Source organism: Shinella granuli, from assembly GCF_004341885.1.
In the GTDB taxonomy this organism is placed as follows: domain Bacteria; phylum Pseudomonadota; class Alphaproteobacteria; order Rhizobiales; family Rhizobiaceae; genus Shinella; species Shinella granuli.
The window spans coordinates 63,497-88,560 of record NZ_SLVX01000005.1; the positions used below are offsets into that span (position 1 = coordinate 63,497).

Below are 25,064 nucleotides of genomic sequence, written 5' to 3' on the forward strand. Positions count from 1 at the left end.
AAAGGATATGGATCAGGCGCCGGATGGCGCCGGATGGTTCTTGACGGCGATCGCGAGATCGCGCGCGGCCAGATCGAGCATCTGGAGCGAGCATTCGCGTGCCGCCGTCTTGTCGCGCAGGCGCAGCGCTTCCACGAGGCGCTTGTGGATCTCCACCGCCTCGTCGCAGGCCGCGGCCGCCTCGTTCGAGGCATGCAAGGAGAATTCCAGCGCCGCCTGGATGATGCTGGCAAGCTGCATGAAGATCTGGTTGTGGCTGGCCTTCAGCAGCGCGGCATGGAAGGCGACGTCGGCCTGCGTGAAGGCTTCGAGATCGCCCGCCGCATCGCGCATGCGCTCCCAGGCCCGCTCGATTTCCGCGACGTCCTGCACGGTCGCGCGCTCGGCAGCGAATTCGGCGGCGAAGGGCTCGATGGCGCGGCGCGCATCGAGCACGCAGGTGAGCAGATCGAGCTCGAAGATGCGCGGGCCGATCCATTCCAGCACCTGCTGGTCGAGGATGTTCCACTCCTCCTTGGGGCAGACCACCGTGCCGACCCGCGAGCGACCGCGCACCAAACCCTTGGATTCGAGAATCTTCAGCGATTCGCGGATGACGGTGCGGCTGACTCCGTAGCGCAGGCAAAGCTCGTTTTCCGTCGGCAGGAAACCGCCGATGGGAAAGACGTCGGCGCAAATATCCGAGGCGATCGCCCGCGTGACATTCTTCTGCACCCGGGGACGCCGCACGCCCCCCTCGCCATCGGGTCCGCCCGAGCGTTCGTCCTGTTCCTGCACGATCATTCTCCACCCCATTCCGTCCGCGATGCATATCCGGTTTCGCACCCGATGGCGACGGCCGGTCTCGCCTTGTTGCGGCGCCACTATCATACACTGATATTTCATTCATCATACAAAGGCAATTGACGAATATGATGAAAGACACTACACCAAGGCCCACTGCAGGCGCAGTTAACTTGGGAGAGAGACAATGGGCTTTATCAAAGCAGCCATCCTGGCTGGCACCGTCGCCGTATTCGCCGCAACCTCCGCCTATGCTGCCGACGTGAAGATCGGCTTCATCGTGAAGCAGCCGGAAGAACCTTGGTTCCAGGACGAATGGAAGTTCGCCGACATCGCGGCGCAGGAGAAGGGCTTCACCCTCGTCAAGATCGGCGCCGAGGACGGCGAGAAGGTCCAGTCGGCCATCGACAATCTCGGCGCGCAGGGCGCCCAGGGCTTCATCATCTGCACGCCCGACGTGAAACTCGGTCCCGGCATCGTCGCCAAGGCCGCCGCCAACGACCTCAAGCTGATGACCGTCGACGACCGCCTGGTCAACGCGGATGGCAGCCCGATCGAGGACGTGCCGCATATGGGCATCTCGGCCACCAAGATCGGCGAGGCCGTCGGCGAGACGATCGTCGAGGAGATCAAGAAGCGCGGCTGGGACATGAAGGACGTCGGCGCGATCCGCGTCTCCTACGACCAGCTGCCGACCGCCGTCGATCGCGTCGAAGGTGCGCTCTCGGTGCTGAAGGCCGCCGGCTTCCCGGAAGCCAACATCTTCGACGCCCCGCAGGCCAAGACCGACACGGAAGCGGCGCTCAACGCCTCCACCGTCGTGCTCAACAAGAATGCCGGCATCAAGCACTGGGTCGCCGTCGGCCTCAATGACGAAGCCGTGCTCGGCGCGGTGCGCGCCACCGAAAGCGTCGGCATTGCCGCCGACAGCATGATCGGCGTCGGCATCGGCGGCGCGGATTCGGCGATCAACGAGTTCAAGAAGCCCGCGGCCACCGGCTTCTTCGGCACCGTGATCATCTCGCCGAAGCGCCACGGCTACGAGACCGCGCTCAACATGTTCGAGTGGGTCGCCAACGGCAAGGAGCCGGAAAAGCTGATCCTGACCGCCGGCCAGGTCGCACTGCGCGACAATTACGAGCAGGTTCGCAAGGACCTCGGCATCGAATAATCATCCTCCCAGGATGATGTCAGCCCGGCGGCGCTCCGCCGCCGGGCCTCTTTTCGGGGCGGAGAGATGCAGGACTTCCTTCAATTCAAGGCGATATCCAAGGGATATCCCGGCGTGCAGGCGCTCGCCGACGTTTCCTTCTCGGTGAAGAAGGGCGCGGTGCACGGCCTGATGGGTGAAAACGGCGCGGGCAAGTCGACCCTCATCCGCGTGCTCTCGGGCGACCAGTCCGCCGATACCGGCGAAATCCTGATCGACGGCAAGGCGCAGAACTATCGCTCGGTGCGCGACGCCTTCGAGGCCGGCGTCATCGTCATCCACCAGGAATTGCAGCTCGTGCCCGAGCTGACGGTCGCCGAGAACCTCTGGCTCGGCCGCTTCCCCGGCAAGGCCGGCGTCATCGACCGCACGCGCCTCGTCGGCGTGGTGAAGCAGAAGCTCAAGGATATCGGCATCGACATCGATCCGGCCGCCAAGGTCGCCTCGTTGTCGATCGGCGAGCGCCAGATGGTCGAGATCGCCAAGGCCGTGATGGCCGATGCGCGCGTCATCGCCCTCGACGAGCCGACCTCCTCGCTCTCCTCGCGCGAAAGCGAAATCCTTTTCGCGCTGATCGATCGCCTGCGCGCCGAAGGCAAGATCATCCTCTACGTCTCGCACCGCCTCGACGAGATTTTTCGCCTGTGCGACAGTCTCACCGTATTGCGCGACGGCAAGCTTGCCGCCCACCATCCTGATATATCCAAGGTGACGCGCGATCAGATCATCTCCGAAATGGTCGGCCGCGAGATCGCCAATATCTGGGGTTTCCGCCCCCGCGAGCGCGGCGCCGTGCGGCTGGAGGTGAAGGACCTCGCCGGCCGCAAGCTGCGCACTCCGATCAGCTTTTCCGTGCGACAGGGCGAGATTCTCGGTTTCTTCGGCCTCATCGGCGCCGGCCGCAGCGAGATGGCGCGCCTTGTCTACGGCGCGGACAGCCGCTCGCAGGGCACGGTGAGCGTGGACGGCAAGGCCGTCGCGCCGGACAGCCCGCCGCAATCGATCCGCTCCGGCATCGTGCTCTGCCCGGAGGACCGCAAGTTCGACGGCATCGTGCAGGGTCGCAACATCGAGGAGAACATGGCGATCTCCTCGCGCCGGCATTTCTCCCCCTTCGGCATCCTCCAGCCGAAGAAGGAGGCCGAGCTTGCCGACCGCTTCATCGCCAGGCTGCGCGTGCGCACGCCCTCGCGCAAGCAGGAGATCGTCAACCTCTCGGGTGGCAACCAGCAGAAGGTCATTCTCGGCCGGTGGCTGTCCGAGCAGGGCGTCAAGGTCCTCATCATCGACGAGCCGACGCGCGGCATCGATGTCGGCGCCAAGTCGGAAATCTACGAGATCCTCTATGAGCTCGCCGGCCAGGGCATGGCGATCGTCGTCATCTCCAGCGAACTGCCCGAGGTGATGGGCATCACAGACCGCATCATGGTCATGTGCGAAGGCCGGGTCGCTGCGGATATCGAGCGGGCCGATTTCGACGAGCGCCGCATCCTCGCCGCTGCCCTTCCCGATGTAGCCAATGCCAGCGAACTCTCCAACCAGCAGGTCAAGTCCCGATGACGTCCTTGAAAAAACTCCTCCTCGGCGAACAGGGTCTGGTCGTCATCTTCGCCGTCGCCTTCGCCATCGTGGCCCTGACGGTGCCCAACTTCCTGACCGAGCGCAACATGCTCGGCCTGCTGCAGTCGGTCGTCACCATCGGCATCGTCGCCTGCACCATGATGTTCTGCCTCGCCTCGCGTGACTTCGACCTGTCGGTCGGCTCCACCGTCGCCTTTTCCGGCATGGTCGCCGTCATGGCCTCGAACGCCTCGGGCTCGATCCTCGTCGGCCTTGTCGCGGCGCTGATCTGCGGCGGCGCCGTCGGCCTCGTCAATGGCGTGGTGATCGCCCGCTTCCGCATCAATGCGCTGATCACGACGCTCGCCACCATGCAGATCGTGCGCGGCTTCGCGCTGATCGCCTCGGACGGCCGCGCCGTCGGCATCAACGATCCCGGCTTCTACCAGCTCGCCTTGTCGAAATTCCTCGGCATCCCGACGCCGATCTGGGTCATGGTCGTCTTCTTCATCGTCTTCGGCTTCGTGCTGAACCGCACCGTCTTCGGCAAGAACACGCTGGCGATCGGCGGCAATCCGGAAGCCTCGCGCCTTGCCGGCGTCAATGTCTCGAACATGCGCATCTGGATCTTCACGCTGCAGGGCCTCGTCTGCGCCGTCGCCGGCGTGCTGCTGGCCTCGCGCATCACCTCCGGCCAGCCGAATGCCGCGACGGGCCTCGAACTCTCGGTCATCTCGGCCTGCGTGCTTGGCGGCGTGTCGCTGGCCGGCGGGCGCGCGGCCATGACGGGCGTCATCGTCGGCGTGCTCATCATGGGCATCGCCGAGAACGTCATGAACCTCCTCAACATCCAGGCCTTCTACCAATATGTCGTGCGCGGCCTGATCCTGCTGCTCGCCGTGCTGCTCGACAACCTGCGCTCGGCCGCGGCCGGCCGGCGCACCTAGGCGGTCCCCAGCCAGGCAGCAACGCCAAGGCCGCCCCTTGCATGTCACCGAAGCAGGTTCGGTCGGGATCGAGCAGATCCCGGCCGTCCTTGCCGTCCGGCCGCGTGAAAGACCCAGTTTTGGGCAGCGCGCATATTGACTTTGCCCGGCTTGTCGCTTTCCATGAAGACTTGCTAATTTCGGGTGGACACGGCCATGACCAGGTTCGTAATAGCAAGGTGGACTTCCCTCGCGGCTCTCCTGTCGACGGCTGTTTTACTGAGCGGCTGCGAGACGAGTGCGGGTAAACCCACGGTCTGTACGGTCAAGGGCAAGCCGGCGCCGTGCAAAGTCGCCAAGAAGACGCAGATGGATACGTCGAGCGCCACGCGCGGGGCCAGGAATTATTGATCCTATCCCTTGATGCGGGACAGATCCGGTCTTCGGCCCGGTCATCCGCTGCCGGCAGGCGCTATGCCGAGGCGGTCCTGCGGGTCGCCGGGGATATCCACGCCTCTCCCCTGCTTGAACTGGAGCGGGAGGACGGACGCGACGTCATCCTTCCGACAAGCCGCAAGCTGTTCGACCGTGTCGCGACGCTGGCCGTCGCCGATTGCCTGGTCGGCGGCAGCGCCTTTCGCCGGCGGGCGATCCGAGAGCTGCTGAACGCCGCCGCCTTTGCCGACTGGAATCCTGCGCATTTCCTCGACACCGCCGAGATGACGGCCGGCATGGCGCTCGGCCTTTGCTGGACCCGCCCGCTGCTGACCCGCACCGAACACGACACGATCGTCACGGCAATTGTCGAAAAGGGGCTTTCTCCCGGCCTTGCCGCCGCCGCGGCCGGGGCGCCTTGGATGACGGTCTGCAACAACTGGAACATCGTCTGCTGCACCGGCATGATCGCCGGCGCCGCCGCGATGGACGACATCGACAAGGCTCTCTCACGGGATGCCCTGGCATGCTTCCTGCCGGCGTTGCAGCACGGGCTTTCCGCCTTCGGCACCGATGGTGGCTATGGAGAAGGTCCGGACTATTGGGAATATGCCACCCGCTACGCCGTACTCGCCCACGCCCTCCTCGACGGTCTCGGACTTGCAGTGGTTGTGCCAGCCGCGCTCGCGCGCACCTGGCGATACGGCCGCGATCTCACCGGCCCGAGCGGCCGGGTGTTCAATTTCGGCGACGCGACGGAGCGGCCGCGCCGCGCGCCCGTGCTCGGCTGGCTCGCCCACATCGCGGGCGACCCGGATGCCATGGCCTGGCAGCACGCCGCGCCCGGCGACCCGCACCCTTTCGACCTCCTGTGGTGCGCGCCGGAGACGGAGCCCCTGCCCAACGACGACGCACTCTCGGCCTATGAACCGGCGGGCCTTGCCGTACTGCGCGCCGGCACGACCTGGCTGGTGCTGAAAGGCGGGCGCAACGACGTCAACCACGCCCATCTCGACCTCGGCACCTTCGTGCTGGAAATGGCCGGCCGGCGTTTCGTCAGCGAACTCGGCCGGGAAAACTACGCCCTCCCCGGCTATTTCGAGCCCGAGCGGCGGTTCGGCTATTTTCGCACGCAGGCCGCGGCCCACAGCACCTTGCTGATCGATGGCACGCCGCAGTCGACCGCGGCCTTCGCACGGCTCCTCGGCACGGGACGGGAAGCTGGCCGTCGCTTTGCCGCCTATGCGATCGGCGATGACGGATGGCCGATCGGCTGGCGTCGCGGCGTCGTTCTTGAGGACCCGGGCACCGTCTTCATCGTCGATGAACTGGAGCAGGAGGGCGCTGCCACCCCGGCAAGCACCTGGCAGGCCTACACGGAAGCCTCGGCAGCGCTCGACGGCCCCCGTGCCCTGCTCACCCTCGACGGCGCGGACGTGGCGGCGGAGATCCTGGCGCCGGCCGGTCTCGGCTGGTCGTTCGAGCCCGCCCCTTCCCCCGCCGGCGAAAGCAGCAATGCCGCCTTCGGCCGGCTGTTCTTCGCCGTGCCCGCGGCCGCCGGAACGCAATCCGTCATTGTCCGGTTCGCCGCCGGCCGGTCTTCGCAATGGCATCCCTCCGCCATGGCCGACTGGCCGCTCGACGCCTGATCCCTCGCCCCCCGCATTTTCCGCCTGCCCTTCGTTGACAGCGTGCAATCCCGGCAATAGCCTTGATCCATCGGCGCTTTCAGGCCCGCCCCGGCGGGATCGAGGGGGAGGCGAAATGGGGATCTTCGGCTGGTTGCCGCACCGCGGCCCTAAGCCCGCCACACCGGACGACGCGCCGGAGCAAACCCTCGCCATCTACGCCTCTCAGCCCGCGCAGACCGCGATCATCGTCACGCTCATCGGCATCGAGGCCGAGCAGATTGACGAGATCATCGACGTGACCGCCCGCCGCTTCGGCAAGAAGCACAAGATCGTCTATCTCACCGACAGCCTCGACTTCATGCGGTTCCGAGACAGGAACGCCATCTTCGAATACTTGCCCTCCGCTCTCGAACAGAAGCTGCATGCCGCCGAGATCTGCTGGAACGCCTATCTCGCCAGGCGCTGGCGCCTCCTGCTGTCGAAATGGCAGCCGGTGCATGTCATCAGCTACGGCCGGAACATCGACGCCTTCCTTGCCGCAGCGCCCCCGATGACGGTGCGGACCGATCGATGAGCGCGGCCCTCGATGTCCTCTTCGTTGCGGATGTACGCTTCGAGGGAGGAACGTCGACCGCGCTCGCCGTCGAGATCCGCACGGCGGCGCGGGCGGGCCTGCGTACGGGGCTGCTCGCCATCAAGGGACCGCTGCTCGGCCTGCCCTTCCCCATGCATCCGGACCTGCGGCGCCTGATCGACGAGGGGCTGACCGAGCGCATCGACCCCGACATGCGCCTTCATGCCCGCCTCGTGCTGATCCACCATCCGACGATCATCGAGAACCGCCCGACGCGACCGCTGTCGATCACCTCGGACAAACTGCTGGTCGTCCTGCACCACCCGATGTACGACGGATGCGGCCGCCGGCAATACGATCTCGACCGCGTCGTCGCCCATGCCTGCGACGCCTTCGGCAGCGACGTGTTCCTGGCGCCGGTCAGCGCCGTCGTGCGCGACAGCCTTCCGCAGCGCCTGCCACCCTATGCGCACATGCTGGAGGAGGACTGGGGCAATCTCATCGACCTCGACGACTGGGCGGCGAAACCGGCCCGCCAGCCCGCCTATCCCGTCGTCATCGGGCGGCATTCGCGCCCCGACCCGCTGAAATGGCCGACCGCCGAGGAGGTGCTGCTCGCCTATCCGGCCGACGGCGCGCGGTTTCGCGTGCGCGCGCTCGGCGCCGATGCCTTCCTTGCGGAAAAATACGGCACGATCCCGCCCAACTGGGAGCTGGTGCCCTTCACCTGGGACGATGTCCCGGCCTTCCTCGGCACGCTCGATTTCTACGTCTATTTCCATGATCCGGCCTGGTCGGAGGCCTTCGGGCGGACGATCCTCGAAGCGCTCGCGACCGGCCTCGTCGTCATCCTGCCCCCGCATTTCGCGCTGCTGTTCGGCAAGGCCGCGGTCTATGGCGAGCCGGCCGATGTCGAGCGTCTCATCGACGGCTTCGTGCGCGATCCGGAGCGTTACCGGTCACAAAGCGAGCAGGCCCGCCGCTTCGTCGAGAACAACCACGACGCGGCGATCTACGCCGATCGCCTCGCTCGCATCATGGCGGCACCGGACAAGGCGGTAGCGCCGCAGGGCGGCGGGCTTTTCCCCGCCCTGCCGCAGCGCAACGTGCTCTTCGCCTCCAGCAACGGCATCGGCGTCGGGCACCTCGCCCAGCAGCTCGCCGTCGCGCAGCGGTTGCCGCCAGGCCTGACGCCGGTCTTCGCCACCATGTCCTATTCCATGAAGGCGGCCGTGCAGCAGGGTTATCAGGCGCATTTCCTGCCGCACCACCGCATCCTCGACGCCGACCCCGAGGACTGGAACACCTGTCTTGCCGAGGAACTGTTCGAGCTCATCGCCCATCTACGCCCCGCCGTCTTCGCCTATGATGCGACGGCGGTCTTCGAGGGCGTCACCCGGGCGCTCGGCGCGTTTCCCGATATCTTCAAGATCTGGGTGCGCCGGCCGCTCTGGCGGGAATCCCACCGGGTGTTCCTCGACTTCTCCGACCGCTTCGATGCGGTGATCGAACCGGGCGAATTGGCGGAGACCTTCGACCATGGCCCGACGGCGGCCTGCCGCAAGGAAACCTTCCTCGTGCCATCCGTCCTGCATCTCGATCCGGCCGAGCGCATGGCGCGCCAAAGCGCGCGCGCCGCCCTCGACCTGCCCGAGGGCATGACCGTCGTCGCCGTCCAGCTCGGCTCGGGCGCCAATTTCGACATGCGGGACCTACGCAATGCGCTGCTTGCCGAAGTGCTGCGCCGTCCCGACACGATCGCGCTCGAAATCCGCTCGCCGATCACGCCCGAGGCCGCCGGCCTCGAAAGGCTGGGCGAGCGGCACCGGGTCGTCGAGCTCTTCCCGAGCTTCCGCTTCAGCAACGCCTTCGACGCGGCGATCACGGCGGCGGGCTACAACACGTTCCACGAACAGGTGCTCGGCGCCATCCCGACGCTGTTCGTGCCCAACGAGGCCGACGAGATGGACCTGCAGGCGAGCCGCGCCCGCTGGGCGGAACTCACCGGCCGCGGCTGGCTGATGCGTCGCGACTACGACCTCGGCTTCGCCGCCGCCCATGTGGAGCGCCTGCTGGACCCCGTCGAGCGGGAGAACGTGGTGCGCCGCTGCCGGTCGATCGCCTGGACCAATGGCGCGCGGGACATCGCCCGCTATGTCGAGGACCACGCCCGCATCGTCCGGACCGACTGGGACATCACCAAACTCGGCAGCCTGTGAGGACGATGGTGGCCCGGCCAACCTGCAACATCTGCGGCAGTTCGGTCTTCGGGGATACCTATGGCGAGAAGGACAGCGCCTTCCTGCGCCGGAACGTGCGCTGCGAGGGCTGCGGCTCGCTGGAGCGTCACCGGCTGATCTTCGAGGTGCTGCGCCTGCGGGGCCTCCTGTCGGGAAACCGCCGCATCCTGCACCTTGCCCCAGAGGAGTGCCTCGCCACCCTTTTCCGAAGCCGCTTCGGCAGCCGCTATCTCGGCGCCGACATCGACCCGGGCCAGTTCCCCTTCGCCGTCACCCGCCTCGATCTCTGCCGCGATCTTCCGACCCTCGCGCCGGCCTCCTTCGACATCGTTCTGCACAACCATGTGCTCGAACATGTCGCCTGCGACTACCGCACCGTCGCCGCCGGCCTCCACCGGCTGGTGAAGCCCGGCGGCCTGCACATCTTCAGCATCCCCTTCCTCGAAGGCGGCTTCCGGGAGGCGCTGGACGGGCAGACCGGCGCCGAGCGCACGGCGCGCTTCGGCCAGGCGGATCACATGCGCATCTTCTCGCCGGGGGATCTCGCCGCCACGCTCGGCTCGGCCCTGCCGCTGCCCGCAGACTATGATGCAACCCGCCTCGTTCCGGCAGAACGGCTCCGCGCCATCAACGTGCCGGAAGCGGCCTGGCGCGGCTTCAACAACAATGCCGTCTTCCTCATCGAAAGGCAGGAGGACGGGCAGACCCTGGAGGCCCCGACCCCGGCAACGCAACCCGCCAGCCCCGCCCCCCGTCCCGCTCGCCCCGACGGCGTCCTGTTCGTCTCGGCGAACGGCATCGGCCAGGGCCATCTCACGCGCCAGCTCGCCGTCGCGCGCCGGCTGAAGCACCGCCCGTCCGCCTTCCTGACCATGAGCTACAGCGCCGCCATCGTGCGCGACCTCGGCTTTCCCGTGCATTTCGTGCCGCATCACGGCCTGACGGGCGAGGAACCCGCCGCCTGGAACGACCGTCTCGCCGCGGAAATCGGCCTGCTGCTCGAAGCCCACCACGCGACCACCCTCGTCTACGACGTCAACTTCGTCTTCGACGGGGTGATCAAGGCCCTCGGCGAGCATAGCGGCGTGCAGGCCGTCTGGATCCGACGCGGCATGTGGCCGGCCCACCATGCCGGCTATATCGGCGCCGGCGCGCATTTCCCCATCGTCGTCGAGCCGGGCGACTATGCCGGCGAATGCGACGGCGGGCCGACCGTGGCAGACCGGGCGAAGACCCGGCTGGTGCCGCCGATGCTGCTGATCGACCCGTCCGAGCGCCTGGAACGGGCCGCGGCCCGACAGGCGCTCGGCCTGCCACAGGAGGCGACCGTCATCCTCCTCGACCTCTCCCGCTCCGCCAATCCAGACCTCGCACGCCTTCACGCCCGCCTGCTGGACGATCTTCTCGCCCGGCCGGACCTGCATGTGGTGGAATTGCAGTCGCCGCTGACCGGAAGCACCGCCGCACGCCATCCCGAACGGCACCACCGGGTCACGCTCCACCCGGCCTATGCCAATAGCCGCGCCTGGGATGCGGCCATCGTGCGGGCGGGCTACAACACCTTCCACGAAAACATCGCCGGCGGCATTCCGACCCTCTTCGTGCCGGACGAAAGCCCGGACATGGACCGCCAGGTCGACCGGGCCCGCTGGGCCGAGAGCCGCGGCGCTGCCTTGCTGCACCGGATCGGCGACGGGGAAGCGCAACGCGCCGCCGCCCTCGACCGATTGCTTCGCCTTGACATTCGCGCCGGGCTGACCGCCTCTTGCGCCGCCATCGCCGGCGCCGGGGATGGCTGGCGGAACGGCGCGGAAACGCTGGCGCGCATGCTGGAAGGCAGTTTCGACGAGGGCGGCGTAGAATAACACCAGGCCCCATCCCGTCTTGTCCAGTATCGGGCCACGGGACTATGCTAACGTCCCGCCGGGATCTTCATGGGGTGGCGATGCTCATGCAAAGATTGTTTCTCTGTCTCGCGCTTCTTCTTTCGATGGCGACCGCGGCCTTCGCCGCCGGGGACAACCGCGTCGCGCTGGTGATCGGCAACGGCAAATATGCCGATCTTCCGCACCTGCCCAATGCGCAGAGCGATGCGAAGCTGATGGAGAAGGCGCTTTCCGCGGCGGGCTTCAAGATCGTCTCGGTCATCGACGGCGACCGCCAGCAGATGGTCCGCGCGATGAAGAGCCTGGCCGAGGCATTGACGCCGGAAACCAATGTCGTCGTCTATTATGCCGGCCACGGCATCCAGTTCGCCGACGAGAACTACCTGATCCCGACGGACAGCCAGCTCACCTCCTCCTCCGACCTGCCGCTCGAAGCCTTCAGCCTGAAGATGATCACCGAGCAGATCGAGCGCGTGCGCCCGCGCATCGCCGTGTTCATCATCGATGCCTGCCGCAACAATCCCCTGGAGACGAGCCGCTCGGCGGGCGCGGCGGCCAATGACGGCGCCACGCGCGGCCTTGCGCGCGCCACCGGCCCGCTCGGCACCTTCATCGCCTTCGCCACGGCGCCGGGAAAGGTCGCGACGGACGGCACGAAGGGCAACAGCCCCTTCACGCGGGCGCTTGCCGACTTCATCACCGCGCCGGGCCTGCCCATCGAGCAGGTCTTCAAGCGGGTGCGCGAGCGCGTGGTCGAGGAGACCGGCGGCGAGCAGGTGCCGTGGGACAATTCCTCGCTGACCAAGGACTTCTTCTTCACCGAAGCCCTGCCGGACGTGCCGAAATTCTCCGCGGAAGCGACGAAGGATGCGGAAGCCTGGCAGGCCGCATCCGATGGCGATACGACCGCAAGCTACCAGTCCTATCTTGCCGCCTTCCCGCAAGGCCTCTTCGCCGACATCGCCGAAATGCGCGTCGAAGCGCTGGCGGAGGCGAACAGGCCGAAGGAGGAGAAGGAACAGGAGGTGGCGGCCCTGCCGGTCGACCGCAGCATCAATGCCGCCGAGGACCTCCTGATGTGGAACGGCATCCAGGCGAACGGCACCGCCGACCAGTATCGCGGCTATCTCGAAAAATTCCCCGAGGGCGTCTTCGCCAAACTCGCCCGGCTGCGGCTGGAAGATGCGACGAAGGGCTCCGACGAGACCGTGCCGGCGATCTCCGGCCGCGTGACGGCGAACTATGAGGAATTCGCCCAGAACCCGCTCTACCCCGAGATCACCGATTGCGACCGCGAGGCCGGCCATGTGCAGGAGATCGCGGACCCCGCCGTCGGCGTCTATTTCAAGCAGATCAGGCCGGAAACCGCGGTCCCGGCCTGCATGACGGCACTGAAGCAGTTTCCCGACAGCCTGCGCATCCTGATGAACTACGGCCGCGCCATCGATGCCGCCGGCCGGCATGACGAGGCGCGGGAAATCTACCGCACCGGCGCCAGCGCCGGCTTTCCGATCGCCTACCGCTCGCTGGGGGACGTCTATCGCGACGGCCGCGGCATCGAGAAGAACCTGACGGAAGCCCGCTACTGGTATGTGCTGGGGGCGGCGAAGAAGAACGTCTTTGCCGAATTCAACCTCGCCCTGATCTACGAGAACGGCCTCGGCGTGACGGCCGATCCACAGAAGGCGGCCTACTGGCTCTGGCGCGCGGCCAAGCAGGGATTCGCGCCGGCCATGGAGAAGCTCTCGGCCTATTATCTCGACGGCAAGGCCGTGCCGAAGGACGTCGCCCAGGCGGAGATCCTGCTGACGGGCGCGGCGGAGATGGGCCATATCTATGCCGAGCTCCGGCTCGGCGACCTCTATCTCGACGGCAGCGCCCTGAAGAAGGACCCCGCTGCGGGCGCGCAGTGGATCTCGAAGGCGGCCCGGCAGGGCTACAACGAGGCGCAGTTCCGCCTTGCCACGCTCTATCTCGACGGCAACGGCCTCAAGAAGGATGCCGGGCAGGCGCTCAACTGGTTCACGCTGGCAAAGGCCAACGGCGTCGAGCGGGCGGGCGAGATGGTGGCGACGCTCGGCGAAAAGCTCGGCGGCAAGGCGGTCAGGAACGCCGAAAAATTCGCCGCCGACTTCCAGCCCGTCGCCGTCAAGTAGGCGGCAGGTAGAGAGGGTCTTCAGGGGCGTTTGCCTACGAGGCGAGGGAGTAGCGGGTGCGCATCGTGCGCGCGTCCCGGCCGTCGATGCGGATCGCGCCTTGCTCGGCCAGCGCGTTCAACTCCCGCAGCACGAGGGCATGGGCGAGGCCGAGGCGGCGGGCGAAGGTGCGGCTGTCGCTTGCGACGCCCGTGCGCACCGCCGCAAAGAGCGCGGCCTGGATGCCCGTCAGCCGCGGATCCTCGCCCTGCAACCGGGCGACGAGCGCCAGGAAATCCCCGGCCTCCTCCGCTTCGCCGCTCACGCGGCCTCGCGCTTGCGGAACGAGACCATGATCGACTTGGAGGTCGGCGTATCGCTTTGCTCGCCGGCGCTGGAGAGCGGCACCAGCACGTTCAGTTCCGGATAGTAGCCGGCAATGCTGCCGCGCGGGACATCGTAGGGCACGAAACGGAAGTCGCACGCCACGCGCTCGATCCCGTCGTCATGCGCGCCGATGACGTCCACCCGGTCGCCGGCCTCCGCCGCCATCGCCTTCAGGTCCTCGGGATGGATGAAGATGACCTGCCGTTCGCCGTAGACGCCGCGATAGCGGTCGTCGAGGCCGTAGACGGTCGTGTTGTACTGATCGTGCGAGCGGAACGTCTGCAGCGCGAAACGCCCGCCGGCCTTGCGCGCCCGCTGGTGCACGGTCTCCTCCGGCAGCGGGCCGAAGAAGAAGGTGGCCTTGCCGGCCGGCGTATCCCATTCCCGGTGCGCGGCGGCATTGCGCAGGAGGAAGCCGCGCGGCTTGCGCAGCCGCGTGTTGTAATCCGCAAAGCCCGGAATGGTCGCCTCGATATGGTCGCGGATGCGGTCATAGTCCTCCGCAAGCGCGCTCCAGCGCACGATGCCGCTGCCGACCGTCGCCTCGGCGATGCCGGCGATGATCGCCACTTCCGAGAGCAGATGCGGCGAGGCGGGCCGGTTGATGCCGGCCGAGCCATGCACCATGCTCATCGAATCCTCGACGCTGATCAGTTGCGAATTGCCGTTGGGCGCAAGGTCCATCTCCGTGCGGCCGAGGCAGGGCAGGATGAAGGACACCTCCCCCGGCATCAGGTGCGAGTGATTGGGCTTCGTGGCGATGTTCACCGTCAGCTTGAGGCGGCGCAGCGCCGTTTCCACCAGCGCGCTGTCCGGCGTCGCGCGGGCGAAATTGCCGCCGAGGCCGATGAAGGCTTCCGCCGAACCATCCAGCATGGCGCCGATGGCCGACAGCACATTGTGCCCGTGCCTGCGCGGCGGGGAAAAGCCGAACTCGCGCTCCAGCGCATCGAGGAAGGCTTCAGGCGGCTTCTCGTTGATGCCGACCGTGCGGTCGCCCTGCACGTTGGAATGGCCGCGCACCGGGCAGAGGCCCGCCCCCGGGCGGCCGATATTGCCGCGCAGGAACATGAAGTTGGCGATCTCGCGGATCGTCGCGACGGAATGCACATGCTGCGTCACGCCCATCGCCCAGGTGCAGATGACGCGCTCGGCCTGCATGTAGACCGCCGCCGCGCGCTCGATCTCGGACCGCGTCAGGCCGGACTGGTCCTCGATCTCGGCCCAGCCGGTCGCCTCGACCGCGGCACGGTAGGCGGCAAAATCCACGCAATGTTCGGCAAGGAAGGCATGGTCGAGCACCGGCGGCAGACCGGCCGCCACCGCCGCATCCTCCGCCGCGAGCACCGCCTTCGCCATGCCCCGCACGGCCGCCATGTCGCCGCCGAGCTGCGGCTGGAAATAGTGGCTGGCAATGTCGGTCGAGCCGCCGCGCAGCATCTCGATCTTGTCCTGCGGGTCGGAGAAACGCTCCAGGCCGCGCTCGCGGATCGGATTGAAGACGACGATGCGCGCGCCGCGCAATGCCGCCCGGCGCAGGTCGCCCAGCATGCGCGGATGATTGGTGCCGGGGTTCTGGCCGATCACGAAGATCGCATCCGCCGCCTCGAAGTCCTCGAGCAGCACCGTGCCCTTGCCGACGCCGATCGCCTGGCGCAGCGCCACGCCGCTCGCCTCGTGGCACATGTTCGAGCAATCGGGAAAATTGTTCGTGCCGTAGAGGCGCACGAAGAGCTGGTAGAGATAGGCCGCCTCGTTGCTGGCGCGGCCGGACGTGTAGAATTCCGCGCGATCGGGATTGTCGAGGCTCTTCAGGATGTTGCCGATTTCCCTGAAAGCATCGTCCCAGGCGACCGGCAGATAACGGTCGCTCGCCGCGTCATAGCGCATCGGATGGGTGAGACGGCCGTGGAGCTCCAGCTCGTAGTCGGTCAGCTCGCGCAGTTCCGAGACGGTATGGGCGGCGAAGAAGGCGGGCGAGGCGCGCTTTTCCGTCGCCTCCCAGGCGACCGCCTTCACGCCGTTCTCGCAGAATTCGAAGGAGGAGCCGTGCTCGGGATCACCCCAGGCGCAGCCCGGGCAATCGAACCCGTCCGGCTGGTTCGCCTTCAGCATAGTCATGGCGCCCGACAGCGGCGTGCCGCTCTCCAGAAGCCTTTTGCCACAGCTCTTCAACGCCCCCCAGCCACCGGCCGCGGAGGATTTCTTTCCGATGAAACGCGTATCCATGGGTCATGGTATTTGCCATTCGTCAGGATTGATCAAGGGGCCAGTTCGAATGGCTTGATAGAGAATCCCTATCAATGCCGGCCGCGTGAGAACCTGGTGGGCGGCGGGACGGCGCCGCCTCGCCGCCCCTGTCTTTCGGCCGTCGCCGAAACCGGCTGGACCCAGCCGGAACATACATCCCGGAGGCGTTCCAAGGCCTCTTCCGGCCTCTTTGCGGGTGCTCCATGCCGCCCGTGAAACGGCCTGCGGAGGAGCCTCTTCCTCCGCCGTCCTGCGCGCGAAAACACCTCGCTATCCCGCGGAAATCCCGGCTTTCCGGCCCGGCCTGCAGGTACAGGTTCAGGCAAGCTCGCCGCTGTATCGAAAATCAGCCGAATGGTGAATTTGCTGTTCTTCCGATTCCATACTTCAGGACTTTGCCCATGACGTCGATCGTACCCTCCCTGAGCATCGCCCAGATCAAGCAACTCTCCATTTCCGCGATCCTGGCCTGGACGACCGAGGACGTCGCTTCGCTCTCCACCAGCCAGCTCAACGCCTTCTCCGCCAAGCAGATCGCGGCGCTGGAGGTGGAGGACATCGAGGTTCTCAACACGCGGCAACTGAGCGCCATCTCGCAGAGCGCCATCATCGGCCTGTCGCTCGACCAGCTCGGCGCCCTCGACAAATATGCCATCGAAAGCCTGGCGCCCTCCCAGGTCGCCGCCCTCACCACGTCCCAGGTGAAGGGCCTGTCGTCGGAGCAGGCGGAGGCGTTGACGGTCTCGCAGGTCCGCATGCTGAGCGCCGCGCAGCTTGCCGCCCTCGACCCGGAGGATATCGCGACCTTCTCCACCGACGACATGGCGGCCATCAGCTACAAGGCCGTGCAGCTCCTGCGCACTGCGGCCATCGCCGCCCTTTCGCCCGAGCAGATCGGCGCCCTGACGCCGCTCGCCATCGCCGGCTTCACGCCCGCCCAGACCACCGCGCTGACCCCGGAGCAGATCGCAGCGCTCACGACGGCACAGGTCGCGCTCCTCAAGCCGGCACAGATCGCGGCACTCAGCGCCCAGGCGGTCGCCGCCTTCGGCGAGGCCCAGATCGCCGCGCTCAGCACCAGCGCCCTGACCGGCCTCAAGCCGACCCAGATCAACGCGATGAGCACCGCGCAGATCGAGGCGCTGACCCCGACGCAGGTCCGCGCGCTCAGCGGCCAGCAGCTCACGGCCATGGGATCGTCCGGCCTTGCCACCTTCTCCAGCCAGGATATCGCCGCGATCTCCAGCCGCGCGATCCCCGCCCTCGGCATCGGCGTCATCGCGGCGCTTTCCGCCGAGCAGATCGAGGCCCTCAGTCCGTCCGCCATCCAGGCCCTGACGGTGATGCAGGTCAACGCCCTCCGTCCCGACCAGATCGGGCTCTTCTCCTCCGCCCAGGTGCGCGGGATGAACATGGCGCAGATCGGCGCGCTCGGCGCCGACGACATCGCAGCGCTCTCCAGCGACGCCCTTGCCGCCATCAGCAATGCCGCGCTGAAGGGGCTCAACACCACCGCCATCGCCGCCCTTTCGCAGGAGCAGATCGAGGCGCTGTCGACGAGCCAGATCAACGCGCTTTCCGCAAAGCAGATCGCCGCGCTCGGCGCCGCCGGCATCGCCGTGTTCTCCACGCTCCAGATCGCCGCCGTCAGCAGCAGCGCCGTTCCCGGCCTGACGACCGTCCAGATCGCCGCCCTCGATCTCGACCAGGTCGAGGCGTTCTCTCCGCTGCAGGCCAAGGCGCTCACCGCGGCACAGATCGCCGCGCTCGAGGCCGACGACCTCGCGGTGTTCTCGGCCGCCGACATCGCCGCCCTCTCGGCAAGCGCGGTGGCCGGCCTCACCACCGACACGATCGCCAGCTTCTCCACCGACCAGATCGCCGCGCTCAACGTGAAGTCGATCCCCGGCCTCACGACGCAGCAGATCGCCGCCCTCGACGCCGCGCAGGCCGAGGCGTTCACCGTCGCACAGGTCAAGGCGCTGACGGCCCGGCAGGTCGGCGTCGTCTCTCCCGAGGCGCTGGAAACCTTCTCCACCGCCGATATCGCCGCCCTTTCGGTCAGCGCGCTTGCCAGCCTCGGCAGCGACGCCATCGCCAGCCTCTCCCCCGAGCAGATCGCTGCGCTGACGACCGGCCAGATCGCGGCCCTCAAGTCATCGCAGCTCGCCGCGCTCACCACCGAGCAGGTCGAGGCCTTCACCCCCAGCCAGGTCCGCGTCATGAGCGCCGCCCAGCTCGCCGCGCTGGCGCCGGACGCGGTCGCCACCTTCTCGACCGCGGACATGGCGGCGATCAGCAACCGCGGCATTTCCGGCCTCAGCACCGCCGCGATCGCGACCCTTTCCACCGAGCAGATCGCCGCCCTCAGCGCCAGCGCGCTCGGCAGCCTGACGGGCACGCAGATCCGCGCCCTCGACGCGGAGCAGATCGAGGCGCTGTCTACGGCCCAGGTCGCGGCCCTCGGCGCAACGCAGATCGCAGCCCTCGGCCCCGAGGACATGGCTGTTCTCACCGAGGCGCATATCGCCGCGATCAACGCCAAGGCCATATCCGGCCTCAACAGCGAGGCCATCGCCGCGCTCTCCACCGACCAGATCGCCGCCCTCGGCACCAGCGCCATCGCCGCCCTGAAGGCCACGCAGATCGCCGCCCTTTCCCCCGAGCAGGTCGAGGCCTTCTCACCCGTGCAGGTCCGCGTGCTCAGCGCGCAGCAGATCGCGGCCCTCGGCGCGGATGATCTTGCCACCTTCTCCACGGAGGACATGGCGGCGATCAACGCCAAGGCGATGCAGGGCATCACCTCCGATGCCTTTACCGGGCTTTCGGACGAACAGGTCGGCGCACTCTCGACCGCGCAGATCGCCGGCCTCACCGCCAAGCAGTTCTCCACGATGGACGGCGCGTTCCTCGCCTTGCTCACCACCGACCAGATCGCGGCCCTCAGCGCCAGCGTCATCGCCATTCTCTCGCCCGGCCAGATCGAGGCGCTGAGCGCGGAGCAGATCGAGGCCCTCACCCCGGCGCAGGTCAAGGTGCTGACCGCCAACCAGCTTTCCGCATTGACCGCGGAAGACATCGCCACCTTCTCCAGCGCCGACCTCGCGGCGATCAGCAGCCGGGCGATTTCCGGGCTCGACACCGACGTCCTGTCCGGTCTTTCGGCCAGCCAGATCGCCGCCCTCGACCGCTATACGATCGCGGGCATGAGCGCCCGGCAGATCGAGGCCCTCTCCTCCGCCCAGATCGCCGCGCTCACCACCGGGCAGATCGCCAGCCTCACGCCCACCCAGGCCGGCGCCCTCGAGGCGGAAGACATCCGCGCGCTTTCGACCGCCCAGATCGCCGCCCTTTCTTTCCGGGCCATTTCCGGCCTTGGCGCGGGAACCGTCACCGCGCTCTCCTCCGATCAACTCGCCGCCCTCAGCACGAGCAGCATGACGGGCCTCACCAGCAGCCAGCTCGATGCGCTGACCTCCGCACAGGTGAGCCAGCTTTCCACCGCACAGCTCCGGGCCCTCAGCGCCGCGCAGCTCGCCGGGCTTTCCGACGATATCGATGTGCTCTCCACCGCGCAGATCGCCAGCCTCAACCCGGCTTCGATCAGCGGCCTCACCACGGGCCAGATGGCGTCGCTCTCTGCCGACCAGGTCGCAGCCCTGACGACGGCGCAGATCGCAGGGCTCAACGCCGGACAGGTCGGCGCGCTCAGCGTCGCCGACATCGCTTCGCTGACGACCGCGCAGATCAATGCGCTCAGCGGGGTCGGCATTTCCGGCCTGACCGCAAGCCAGATGGCGGCGCTGACCACGGCCCAGATCAACGCCCTCAACAACCGCCAGATGGCGGCATTGTCCTCCGCGCAGATCGCGGCGCTCGGAACCGACAAGGTCGCAGCGCTCACCACGGCGCAGATCGCCGCCCTCAATGCCGGCAGCATCGCGGGCTTCACCTCCCAGCAACTCGCGGCCCTCAGCACCGCCCAGGCCGAAGCCCTGACAAGCGCGCAGGTCGGCTCCCTCAAATCCGACCAGATCAGCGAACTCGGCACCGACGACATCGCCACCTTCTCGCTGAAGGATATCGGCATGATCAGCTCCAGCGCCGTCGCCGGCCTGTCGCCGGCGGTGCTCGCCGCGCTCTCGACCGCACAGATCGCCGCCTTCAGCACCGCCGCCATCGGCGCGATGAGCGCCCAGCAGCTCGCCGCGCTTTCCACCGCGCAGGCCGAGGCGCTGACCAGCCAGCAGGTCGCCGCTCTGAACTCCACCCAACTCAGCGCCTTCGGTGCCGATGACCTCGCCACCTTCTCGACGCGGGATATCGCGGCGATCGGCTCGAACGCCATTGCCGGCCTCTCCACCGAAACGCTCGCGGCCCTTTCGACCGCCCAGATCGCCGCCTTCAGCGCCGCCGGCATCGGCGGCATGACGGCACGGCAGTTCGAGGCGCTCAGCGTCGCCCAGGCCGAGGCGCTCACCAGCACCCAGATCGGCGCGATGAACTCGGCACAGCTTGCGGCACTCGGGGCAGACGATATCGCCACCTTCTCGACCCGCGAGATCGCCGCCATCGGCGCAAACGCCGTTTCCGGCCTTTCGACGGCCGCGATTGCCAACCTCTCCACGGCGCAGATCGCCGCCCTCAGCACCGCCGCCATCGGCGGCCTTGCGACCCGGCAGATCCAGGCCTTCACCAGCGCCCAGCTCGGCGCCCTGTCGTCCGCCCAGGTCCGCGCGCTCGATGCCCGGCAGATCGCGATGCTCGGCACGGAGTATATCGCCGGGCTCTCGACGGATCAGGTCGCCGCCCTCAGCACGGCCGCCATTGCCGGCCTTTCCACCGACCAGATCGCGGCGCTCTCCACCGCCCAGGCCGAGGCGCTGACCAGCCAGCAGGTCGGCGCCCTCACCTCGCGCCAGATCGCGGCCCTCGACCTCGAAGACCTCGACACGTTCTCTGTCGCCGACATGGCGGCGATCAGCTCCAGCGCCATGTCGGGCCTGTCGACCGACATGCTCGCCTCGCTGAGGACGAGCCAGATCGCCGCCCTCGGCCCGGCCGGCCTTGCCGGCATGACGAGCAGCCAGATCGCCGCCCTTTCCACCGACCAGGTTGGCGCGCTCACCACGGCCCAGCTTGCCGCCCTCGGCTCGCGGCAGACCGCGGCGCTCAGCACGGACGACATCGCCGCCCTTTCGCCGGCGCAGATCGCCGCCCTCGGCTCGGCCGGCGTCGCCGGCCTCACCACGAGCCAGATCGCCGCTCTTTCCACCGGCCAGGCCGAAGCGCTGACCAGCACCCAGATCGCCGCGCTCAGCTCCACCCAGATCGCCGCCTTCGGCGCCGATACGCTGGGAACCTTCACTAACGCCGAGATGGCCGTGATCACCTCCGGCGCGGTCTCCGGCCTGTCGCCGGCGACCATCGCCGCCCTGACGACGGCCCAGATCGCCGCGCTGAACGGCGCGGGCCTGACATCCACGCAGATCAATGCCTTCAGCAGCGACCAACTGGAGGCGCTAACCAAGACCCAGCTCGCCGCCTTCGGCTCGGCGCAGGTCGGCGCGCTCGGCACGGACGACATCGCCGTGCTTTCGCCCGAGCAGATCGCCGCCCTCGGCACCGCCGGCATCGCCGCCCTCTCCACCGCGCAGATCGCGGCGCTTTCCAGCAGCCAGGCCGAGGCTTTGACCAGCAAACAGGTCGCCGTGCTGAATTCACACCAGATCGCGGCGCTGGAGGCCGAGGACCTCGAGCTGTTCTCGACCGCCGATCTCGCCGCGATCAATTCGCGGGCCATTTCGGGCCTGTCGACGGCGATGCTCGCCACGCTCAGCCCCGAGCAGATCGCCGCCTTCAGCCCCTCCGGCATTTCCGGCCTGTCGAGCGCGCAGATCGGGGCGCTTACCGCCGATCAGGTCGAGGCGCTGACGAGCGCCCAGGTGGGCGCCCTGACCTCGCAGCAGATCGCCGCGCTCGATGCGGACGATCTCGCGCTGTTCTCGACGGCCGACATGGCCGCGATCGGCTCCAGCGCGATTGCCGGCCTGTCGCCGGCCGTGCTCGCCGGCTTCTCGGCCAGCCAGATCGCCGCGCTCAGCGCCGCCGGGATCGGCGGGCTCACCACCAGCCAGGTCGCCGCCCTGACGTCGGCGCAGGTCGCCGGCCTTTCCACCCAGCAGCTTGGTGCGCTCAGCTCGAAACAGGTGGCCGCGCTCGATGCCATCGACGTCAGCGCGCTGACACCCGCCCAGATCGCGGCGCTCAGCACGAGCGGCGTTGCCGGGCTCACCAGCACGCAGACCGCCGGCCTGACGCTGGAACAGGTCGAGGCCCTCACCACGAGCCAGATCGCCGCTCTCGGTTCGTCGGCCCTTGCCGGCCTTTCGACCGAAGCGCTCGACACGTTCTCGCACGGCAAGCTCGCCGCCATCAGCGCCAGCGCGATCAAGGGCCTGCCGCCGGGCTACATGGCAACGCTCTCCGAGAGCGAGATCGCCGCCCTCAGCACGGCGGCGATCACCGGCCTCAGCAGCGCCCAGATCGCCGCGCTCAGCACCGCGCAGGTGGAAGCCTTCTCGCTTGCCCAGATCGGCGCGCTGAGCCTGCCGGGCATTGCCGGCCTCACCTCCGCGCAAATGCAGACCATCTCCACCGAGGAGCTGGCGGCGATCGGCACGGCGGCCATCCGCGGGCTTTCGAGCGGCACGATCGGCGCGCTGTCGACGGCCTCGATCGCCGCCCTGTCGACGGCCCAGGTCGCCGCCCTCACCTATGGCCAGATGTCGGCGCTCGGTCCCCAGCAGGTGGGGGCGCTCTCGTCCGACCAGATCGGTGCCCTGACGGCGACGCAGGCCGCGGCCCTCGGGGCCGACGATCTCGCCACCTTCTCGACCGAGGACATCATCTCGCTGAGTTCGAACGCGATTTCCGGCCTCAGCACGGCAACGCTCGCCGGTCTTACGCCCGAGCAGGCCGCCGCCTTCACGCCCGGCCAGCTTGCCGCCATGACCTCCGCGCAGATCAATGCCCTGCCGCAGGGCGGCGGTGCGGGCGTGCAGAGCTTCGCCTTCTCCGCCATGGGCGGCGAACCGGCACCGGTCGCGGAAGACACCGGAACAGGCGAGCCGCAGGCCGAGAGCGACGCGCAATCCGAGATCGCGTCGATCATCTCGTCCTACCTCGCGGTCTGACCGATCTGCCGGACCTGAAAACGCGTTCGCCCCGGCAAGCCGGGGCGAAATGCATTTCCACCGACTGTTCGGGTCGCTGCGGTGGCCTTGACGGCCTTCGTCGCGCGGATTCGCGCTCTCTCCTCGCCGGAGCTTTTGGGGATCACGTCAGCTCAACGCCATGATAGGTCTTCAGCCGCGCCCGAACGGCGGCGATCTCATCGGCGCGGCGGGCCGCGTCCCAGCCGAGCGCCTCGCTTGCCTGGAGGGCGAGCGCCTCGACCAGCCGGGCCGTCAGGCGGCCGGTCACGGCCAGCGTCGTGCGGCGGAAGGCAAGGTCAGCAAGGGAACCGACCTGCTCGTGGCGCAGCAGATAGTCCATCTCGCCGGTGCTGTAGTCCGCAGCGTCGGGAAGCGGCGCATCGGCGGGAAACGCCGCGACATGCGCCGCGACGATCCGCGCCGTCGTGCCGTAGTGCGCGAAAAGGTCCGCGATGCGCTTTTCCGCAAGCCCCGTTTCCTGCGCGAGACCGGAGATCCACGCCTGCCTTGCCGCCTCGGTCTTCGGGTAATCGCGCCCGCCGCCGATGGCGAGGTCGCGGGTGGAGACCCTGCGGCTGGCGGACAGGCGCTTCAGCAGCATGTCCGCCACTTCTTCCGCATAACCGCGGAAGGTCGTCCACTTGCCGCCGACGAGCGAATAGACCGGATAGGGCCGGCTGGCGGTAGGTTCGAGGATCGGCGTCGCGTGGTCACGGGTGATGAGGCCCGGATCCTTCGCATCGGAGGCCGGCAGCGGACGGATGCCGCTATAGACATAGACGATCTGGTCGCGGGAAAAGCGAAGCTTCGGCAGGAGCCTGCGCAGGCTTTCGAGCAGGTATTCCACCTCGTCGGGCTCGCAGCGCACCGTGTCGGGATCGGCGGCCTTGATATCGGTGGAGCCGGCAAGGGCGCGGCCGAGATATTCGAAGACCAGGCAGATGCGCCCGTCATCCGCCTCGAAATAGATCATCCGCCCCTTCAATTCCTTCAGCAGGTCCGGATGGTCGAGCAGGATATGCGACCCCTTGGTGCCGCCGATCATGCGCGAGGGTTCGCCGAGGATGGCATTCACCTCGTCGATCCAGGGACCGGCCGCATTGACGACGATCTTCGGCCGCACGGTCGCCGCCGCCTCGCCGGCAAGGCTCTTCACCGTCAGTGCGCCATCCTCGGCGCGTTCCAGCCGGACATGGTTGAGGGCGACGGAGCGCGGGCTGTCGGCAAGGCCGTCGCGCACGAGTTCGAAGATCAGGCGCTCGGGATGGGTGACGGTGGCGTCGTAATAGGTGCCGGTCGCCACGATGTCGGGCGTCAGCGCCGGCAGGTCGCGCAGCGAGGCGGCCCGGCTCGCCGTCGAATGCCGCGGCATGACACGGTGGCGCGCGCCGTAGAAGTCGTAGAGCATCAGGCCGATCTTGACGAGCAACGCGCCGCGGCTGCGCGGGGCGCTCTTCGAGCCGAACAGCGTGCGCAGCGCCGCGCCGACGCCCTTCGTCCAGGAGAAGATCGGGATCAGCGTCGGCAGCGGTTTGACGTAATGCGGCGCATTGGCGAGCAGCAGGTTGCGCTCCAGCGTCGACTGCGCGACGAGGCGGAATTCACCCGTCTCGAGATATTTCAGCCCGCCATGGATGAGGCGGGAGGGCGCGGCGCTGGTGCCGGCGGCATAATCGTTCTTCTCGACCAGCAGGCAGTCGAGCCCCTGCGCCGTCAGGTCGCGGAAAAGGCCCGCGCCGTTGACCCCCGCCCCGACGATGAGCACGTCGAGTGTGCCGCGCGCCGCCATCGCCGCCATTCGTTCGCCCATGCCGCCGGGAAAGGCGGCGG

General features: G+C 67.9%; 13 protein-coding genes. 9 read left to right on the top strand and 4 right to left on the bottom strand.

The window, feature by feature from the left end; all coding sequences use genetic code 11:
• Positions 1-12 precede the first annotated feature (12 nt).
• On the bottom strand, positions 13-783 hold the full coding sequence (locus EV665_RS10345; protein ID WP_064333015.1) for a FadR/GntR family transcriptional regulator: 771 nt from the start codon (positions 781-783) through the stop codon (positions 13-15).
• A gap of 187 nt (positions 784-970) precedes the next feature.
• On the opposite strand from EV665_RS10345, the gene EV665_RS10350 reads away from it, so the two are divergent.
• The 8 genes from EV665_RS10350 to EV665_RS10385 all read left to right on the top strand — a co-directional run bounded on the left by EV665_RS10350 (position 971) and on the right by EV665_RS10385 (position 13,401).
• On the top strand, positions 971-1,954 hold the full coding sequence (locus EV665_RS10350) for an arabinose ABC transporter substrate-binding protein (protein WP_133034037.1): 984 nt from the start codon (positions 971-973) through the stop codon (positions 1,952-1,954).
• Between the two features lie 66 nt (positions 1,955-2,020).
• Positions 2,021-3,553, top strand: coding sequence for an L-arabinose ABC transporter ATP-binding protein AraG (araG, locus tag EV665_RS10355; RefSeq protein WP_133034038.1), 1,533 nt, complete (start codon positions 2,021-2,023; stop codon positions 3,551-3,553).
• The gene (gene araH / locus EV665_RS10360) at positions 3,550-4,500 is read left to right on the top strand and encodes an L-arabinose ABC transporter permease AraH (protein WP_064333013.1); all 951 of its coding nucleotides are present in this window, start codon (positions 3,550-3,552) and stop codon (positions 4,498-4,500) included. The genes araG and araH overlap by 4 nt, the downstream gene beginning before the upstream one ends.
• Positions 4,501-4,886: 386 nt before the next feature.
• The gene (locus EV665_RS10365) at positions 4,887-6,563 is read left to right on the top strand and encodes a heparinase II/III domain-containing protein (protein WP_133034039.1); all 1,677 of its coding nucleotides are present in this window, start codon (positions 4,887-4,889) and stop codon (positions 6,561-6,563) included.
• A 115-nt stretch (positions 6,564-6,678) separates the two neighbouring features.
• Positions 6,679-7,119 (top strand): hypothetical protein, encoded by a 441-nt coding sequence (locus tag EV665_RS10370; RefSeq protein ID WP_133034040.1) that lies wholly within the window; start codon positions 6,679-6,681, stop codon positions 7,117-7,119.
• Positions 7,116-9,338: a glycosyltransferase family protein gene (locus EV665_RS10375; RefSeq protein WP_133034041.1), complete on the top strand. Its 2,223-nt coding sequence runs from the start codon at positions 7,116-7,118 to the stop codon at positions 9,336-9,338. Before EV665_RS10370 ends, EV665_RS10375 begins: the two co-directional genes overlap by 4 nt.
• 5 nt (positions 9,339-9,343) lie before the next feature.
• Positions 9,344-11,224 (top strand): methyltransferase domain-containing protein, encoded by a 1,881-nt coding sequence (locus EV665_RS10380; RefSeq protein WP_133034042.1) that lies wholly within the window; start codon positions 9,344-9,346, stop codon positions 11,222-11,224.
• A gap of 86 nt (positions 11,225-11,310) precedes the next feature.
• The gene (locus tag EV665_RS10385; protein ID WP_162853023.1) at positions 11,311-13,401 is read left to right on the top strand and encodes a caspase family protein; all 2,091 of its coding nucleotides are present in this window, start codon (positions 11,311-11,313) and stop codon (positions 13,399-13,401) included.
• 34 nt (positions 13,402-13,435) lie between these two features.
• Here the strand turns inward: EV665_RS10385 and EV665_RS10390 are convergent, their stop codons facing one another.
• Positions 13,436-13,705, bottom strand: a complete 270-nt coding sequence (locus EV665_RS10390; protein WP_133034044.1) for a LexA family transcriptional regulator — start codon at positions 13,703-13,705, stop codon at positions 13,436-13,438.
• On the bottom strand, positions 13,702-15,996 hold the full coding sequence (locus tag EV665_RS10395) for an FdhF/YdeP family oxidoreductase (RefSeq protein WP_133034045.1): 2,295 nt from the start codon (positions 15,994-15,996) through the stop codon (positions 13,702-13,704). Before EV665_RS10395 ends, EV665_RS10390 begins: the two co-directional genes overlap by 4 nt.
• Positions 15,997-16,418: 422 nt before the next feature.
• Between EV665_RS10395 and EV665_RS10400 the strand changes: the two genes are divergently transcribed.
• Positions 16,419-23,213, top strand: a complete 6,795-nt coding sequence (locus EV665_RS10400) for a beta strand repeat-containing protein (RefSeq protein WP_245507682.1) — start codon at positions 16,419-16,421, stop codon at positions 23,211-23,213.
• A gap of 142 nt (positions 23,214-23,355) precedes the next feature.
• Here EV665_RS10400 and EV665_RS10405 read toward each other — a convergent pair whose 3' ends face one another.
• Positions 23,356-25,044 (bottom strand): glycerol-3-phosphate dehydrogenase/oxidase, encoded by a 1,689-nt coding sequence (locus EV665_RS10405; protein ID WP_245507695.1) that lies wholly within the window; start codon positions 25,042-25,044, stop codon positions 23,356-23,358.
• Positions 25,045-25,064: the final 20 nt, after the last annotated feature.

What these genes read in the sequence shown, in the direction of transcription:
- EV665_RS10345 (WP_064333015.1), bottom strand. Translation starts at nt 783, where the DNA reads ATGATCGTGCAGGAACAGGACGAACGCTCGGGCGGACCCGATGGCGAG.
- EV665_RS10350 (WP_133034037.1), top strand. Translation starts at nt 971, where the DNA reads ATGGGCTTTATCAAAGCAGCCATCCTGGCTGGCACCGTCGCCGTATTC.
- araG (WP_133034038.1), top strand. Translation starts at nt 2,021, where the DNA reads ATGCAGGACTTCCTTCAATTCAAGGCGATATCCAAGGGATATCCCGGC.
- araH (WP_064333013.1), top strand. Translation starts at nt 3,550, where the DNA reads ATGACGTCCTTGAAAAAACTCCTCCTCGGCGAACAGGGTCTGGTCGTC.
- EV665_RS10370 (WP_133034040.1), top strand. Translation starts at nt 6,679, where the DNA reads ATGGGGATCTTCGGCTGGTTGCCGCACCGCGGCCCTAAGCCCGCCACA.
- EV665_RS10375 (WP_133034041.1), top strand. Translation starts at nt 7,116, where the DNA reads ATGAGCGCGGCCCTCGATGTCCTCTTCGTTGCGGATGTACGCTTCGAG.
- EV665_RS10380 (WP_133034042.1), top strand. Translation starts at nt 9,344, where the DNA reads ATGGTGGCCCGGCCAACCTGCAACATCTGCGGCAGTTCGGTCTTCGGG.
- EV665_RS10385 (WP_162853023.1), top strand. Translation starts at nt 11,311, where the DNA reads ATGCAAAGATTGTTTCTCTGTCTCGCGCTTCTTCTTTCGATGGCGACC.
- EV665_RS10395 (WP_133034045.1), bottom strand. Translation starts at nt 15,996, where the DNA reads ATGGATACGCGTTTCATCGGAAAGAAATCCTCCGCGGCCGGTGGCTGG.
- EV665_RS10400 (WP_245507682.1), top strand. Translation starts at nt 16,419, where the DNA reads ATGACGTCGATCGTACCCTCCCTGAGCATCGCCCAGATCAAGCAACTC.
- EV665_RS10405 (WP_245507695.1), bottom strand. Translation starts at nt 25,044, where the DNA reads ATGGGCGAACGAATGGCGGCGATGGCGGCGCGCGGCACACTCGACGTG.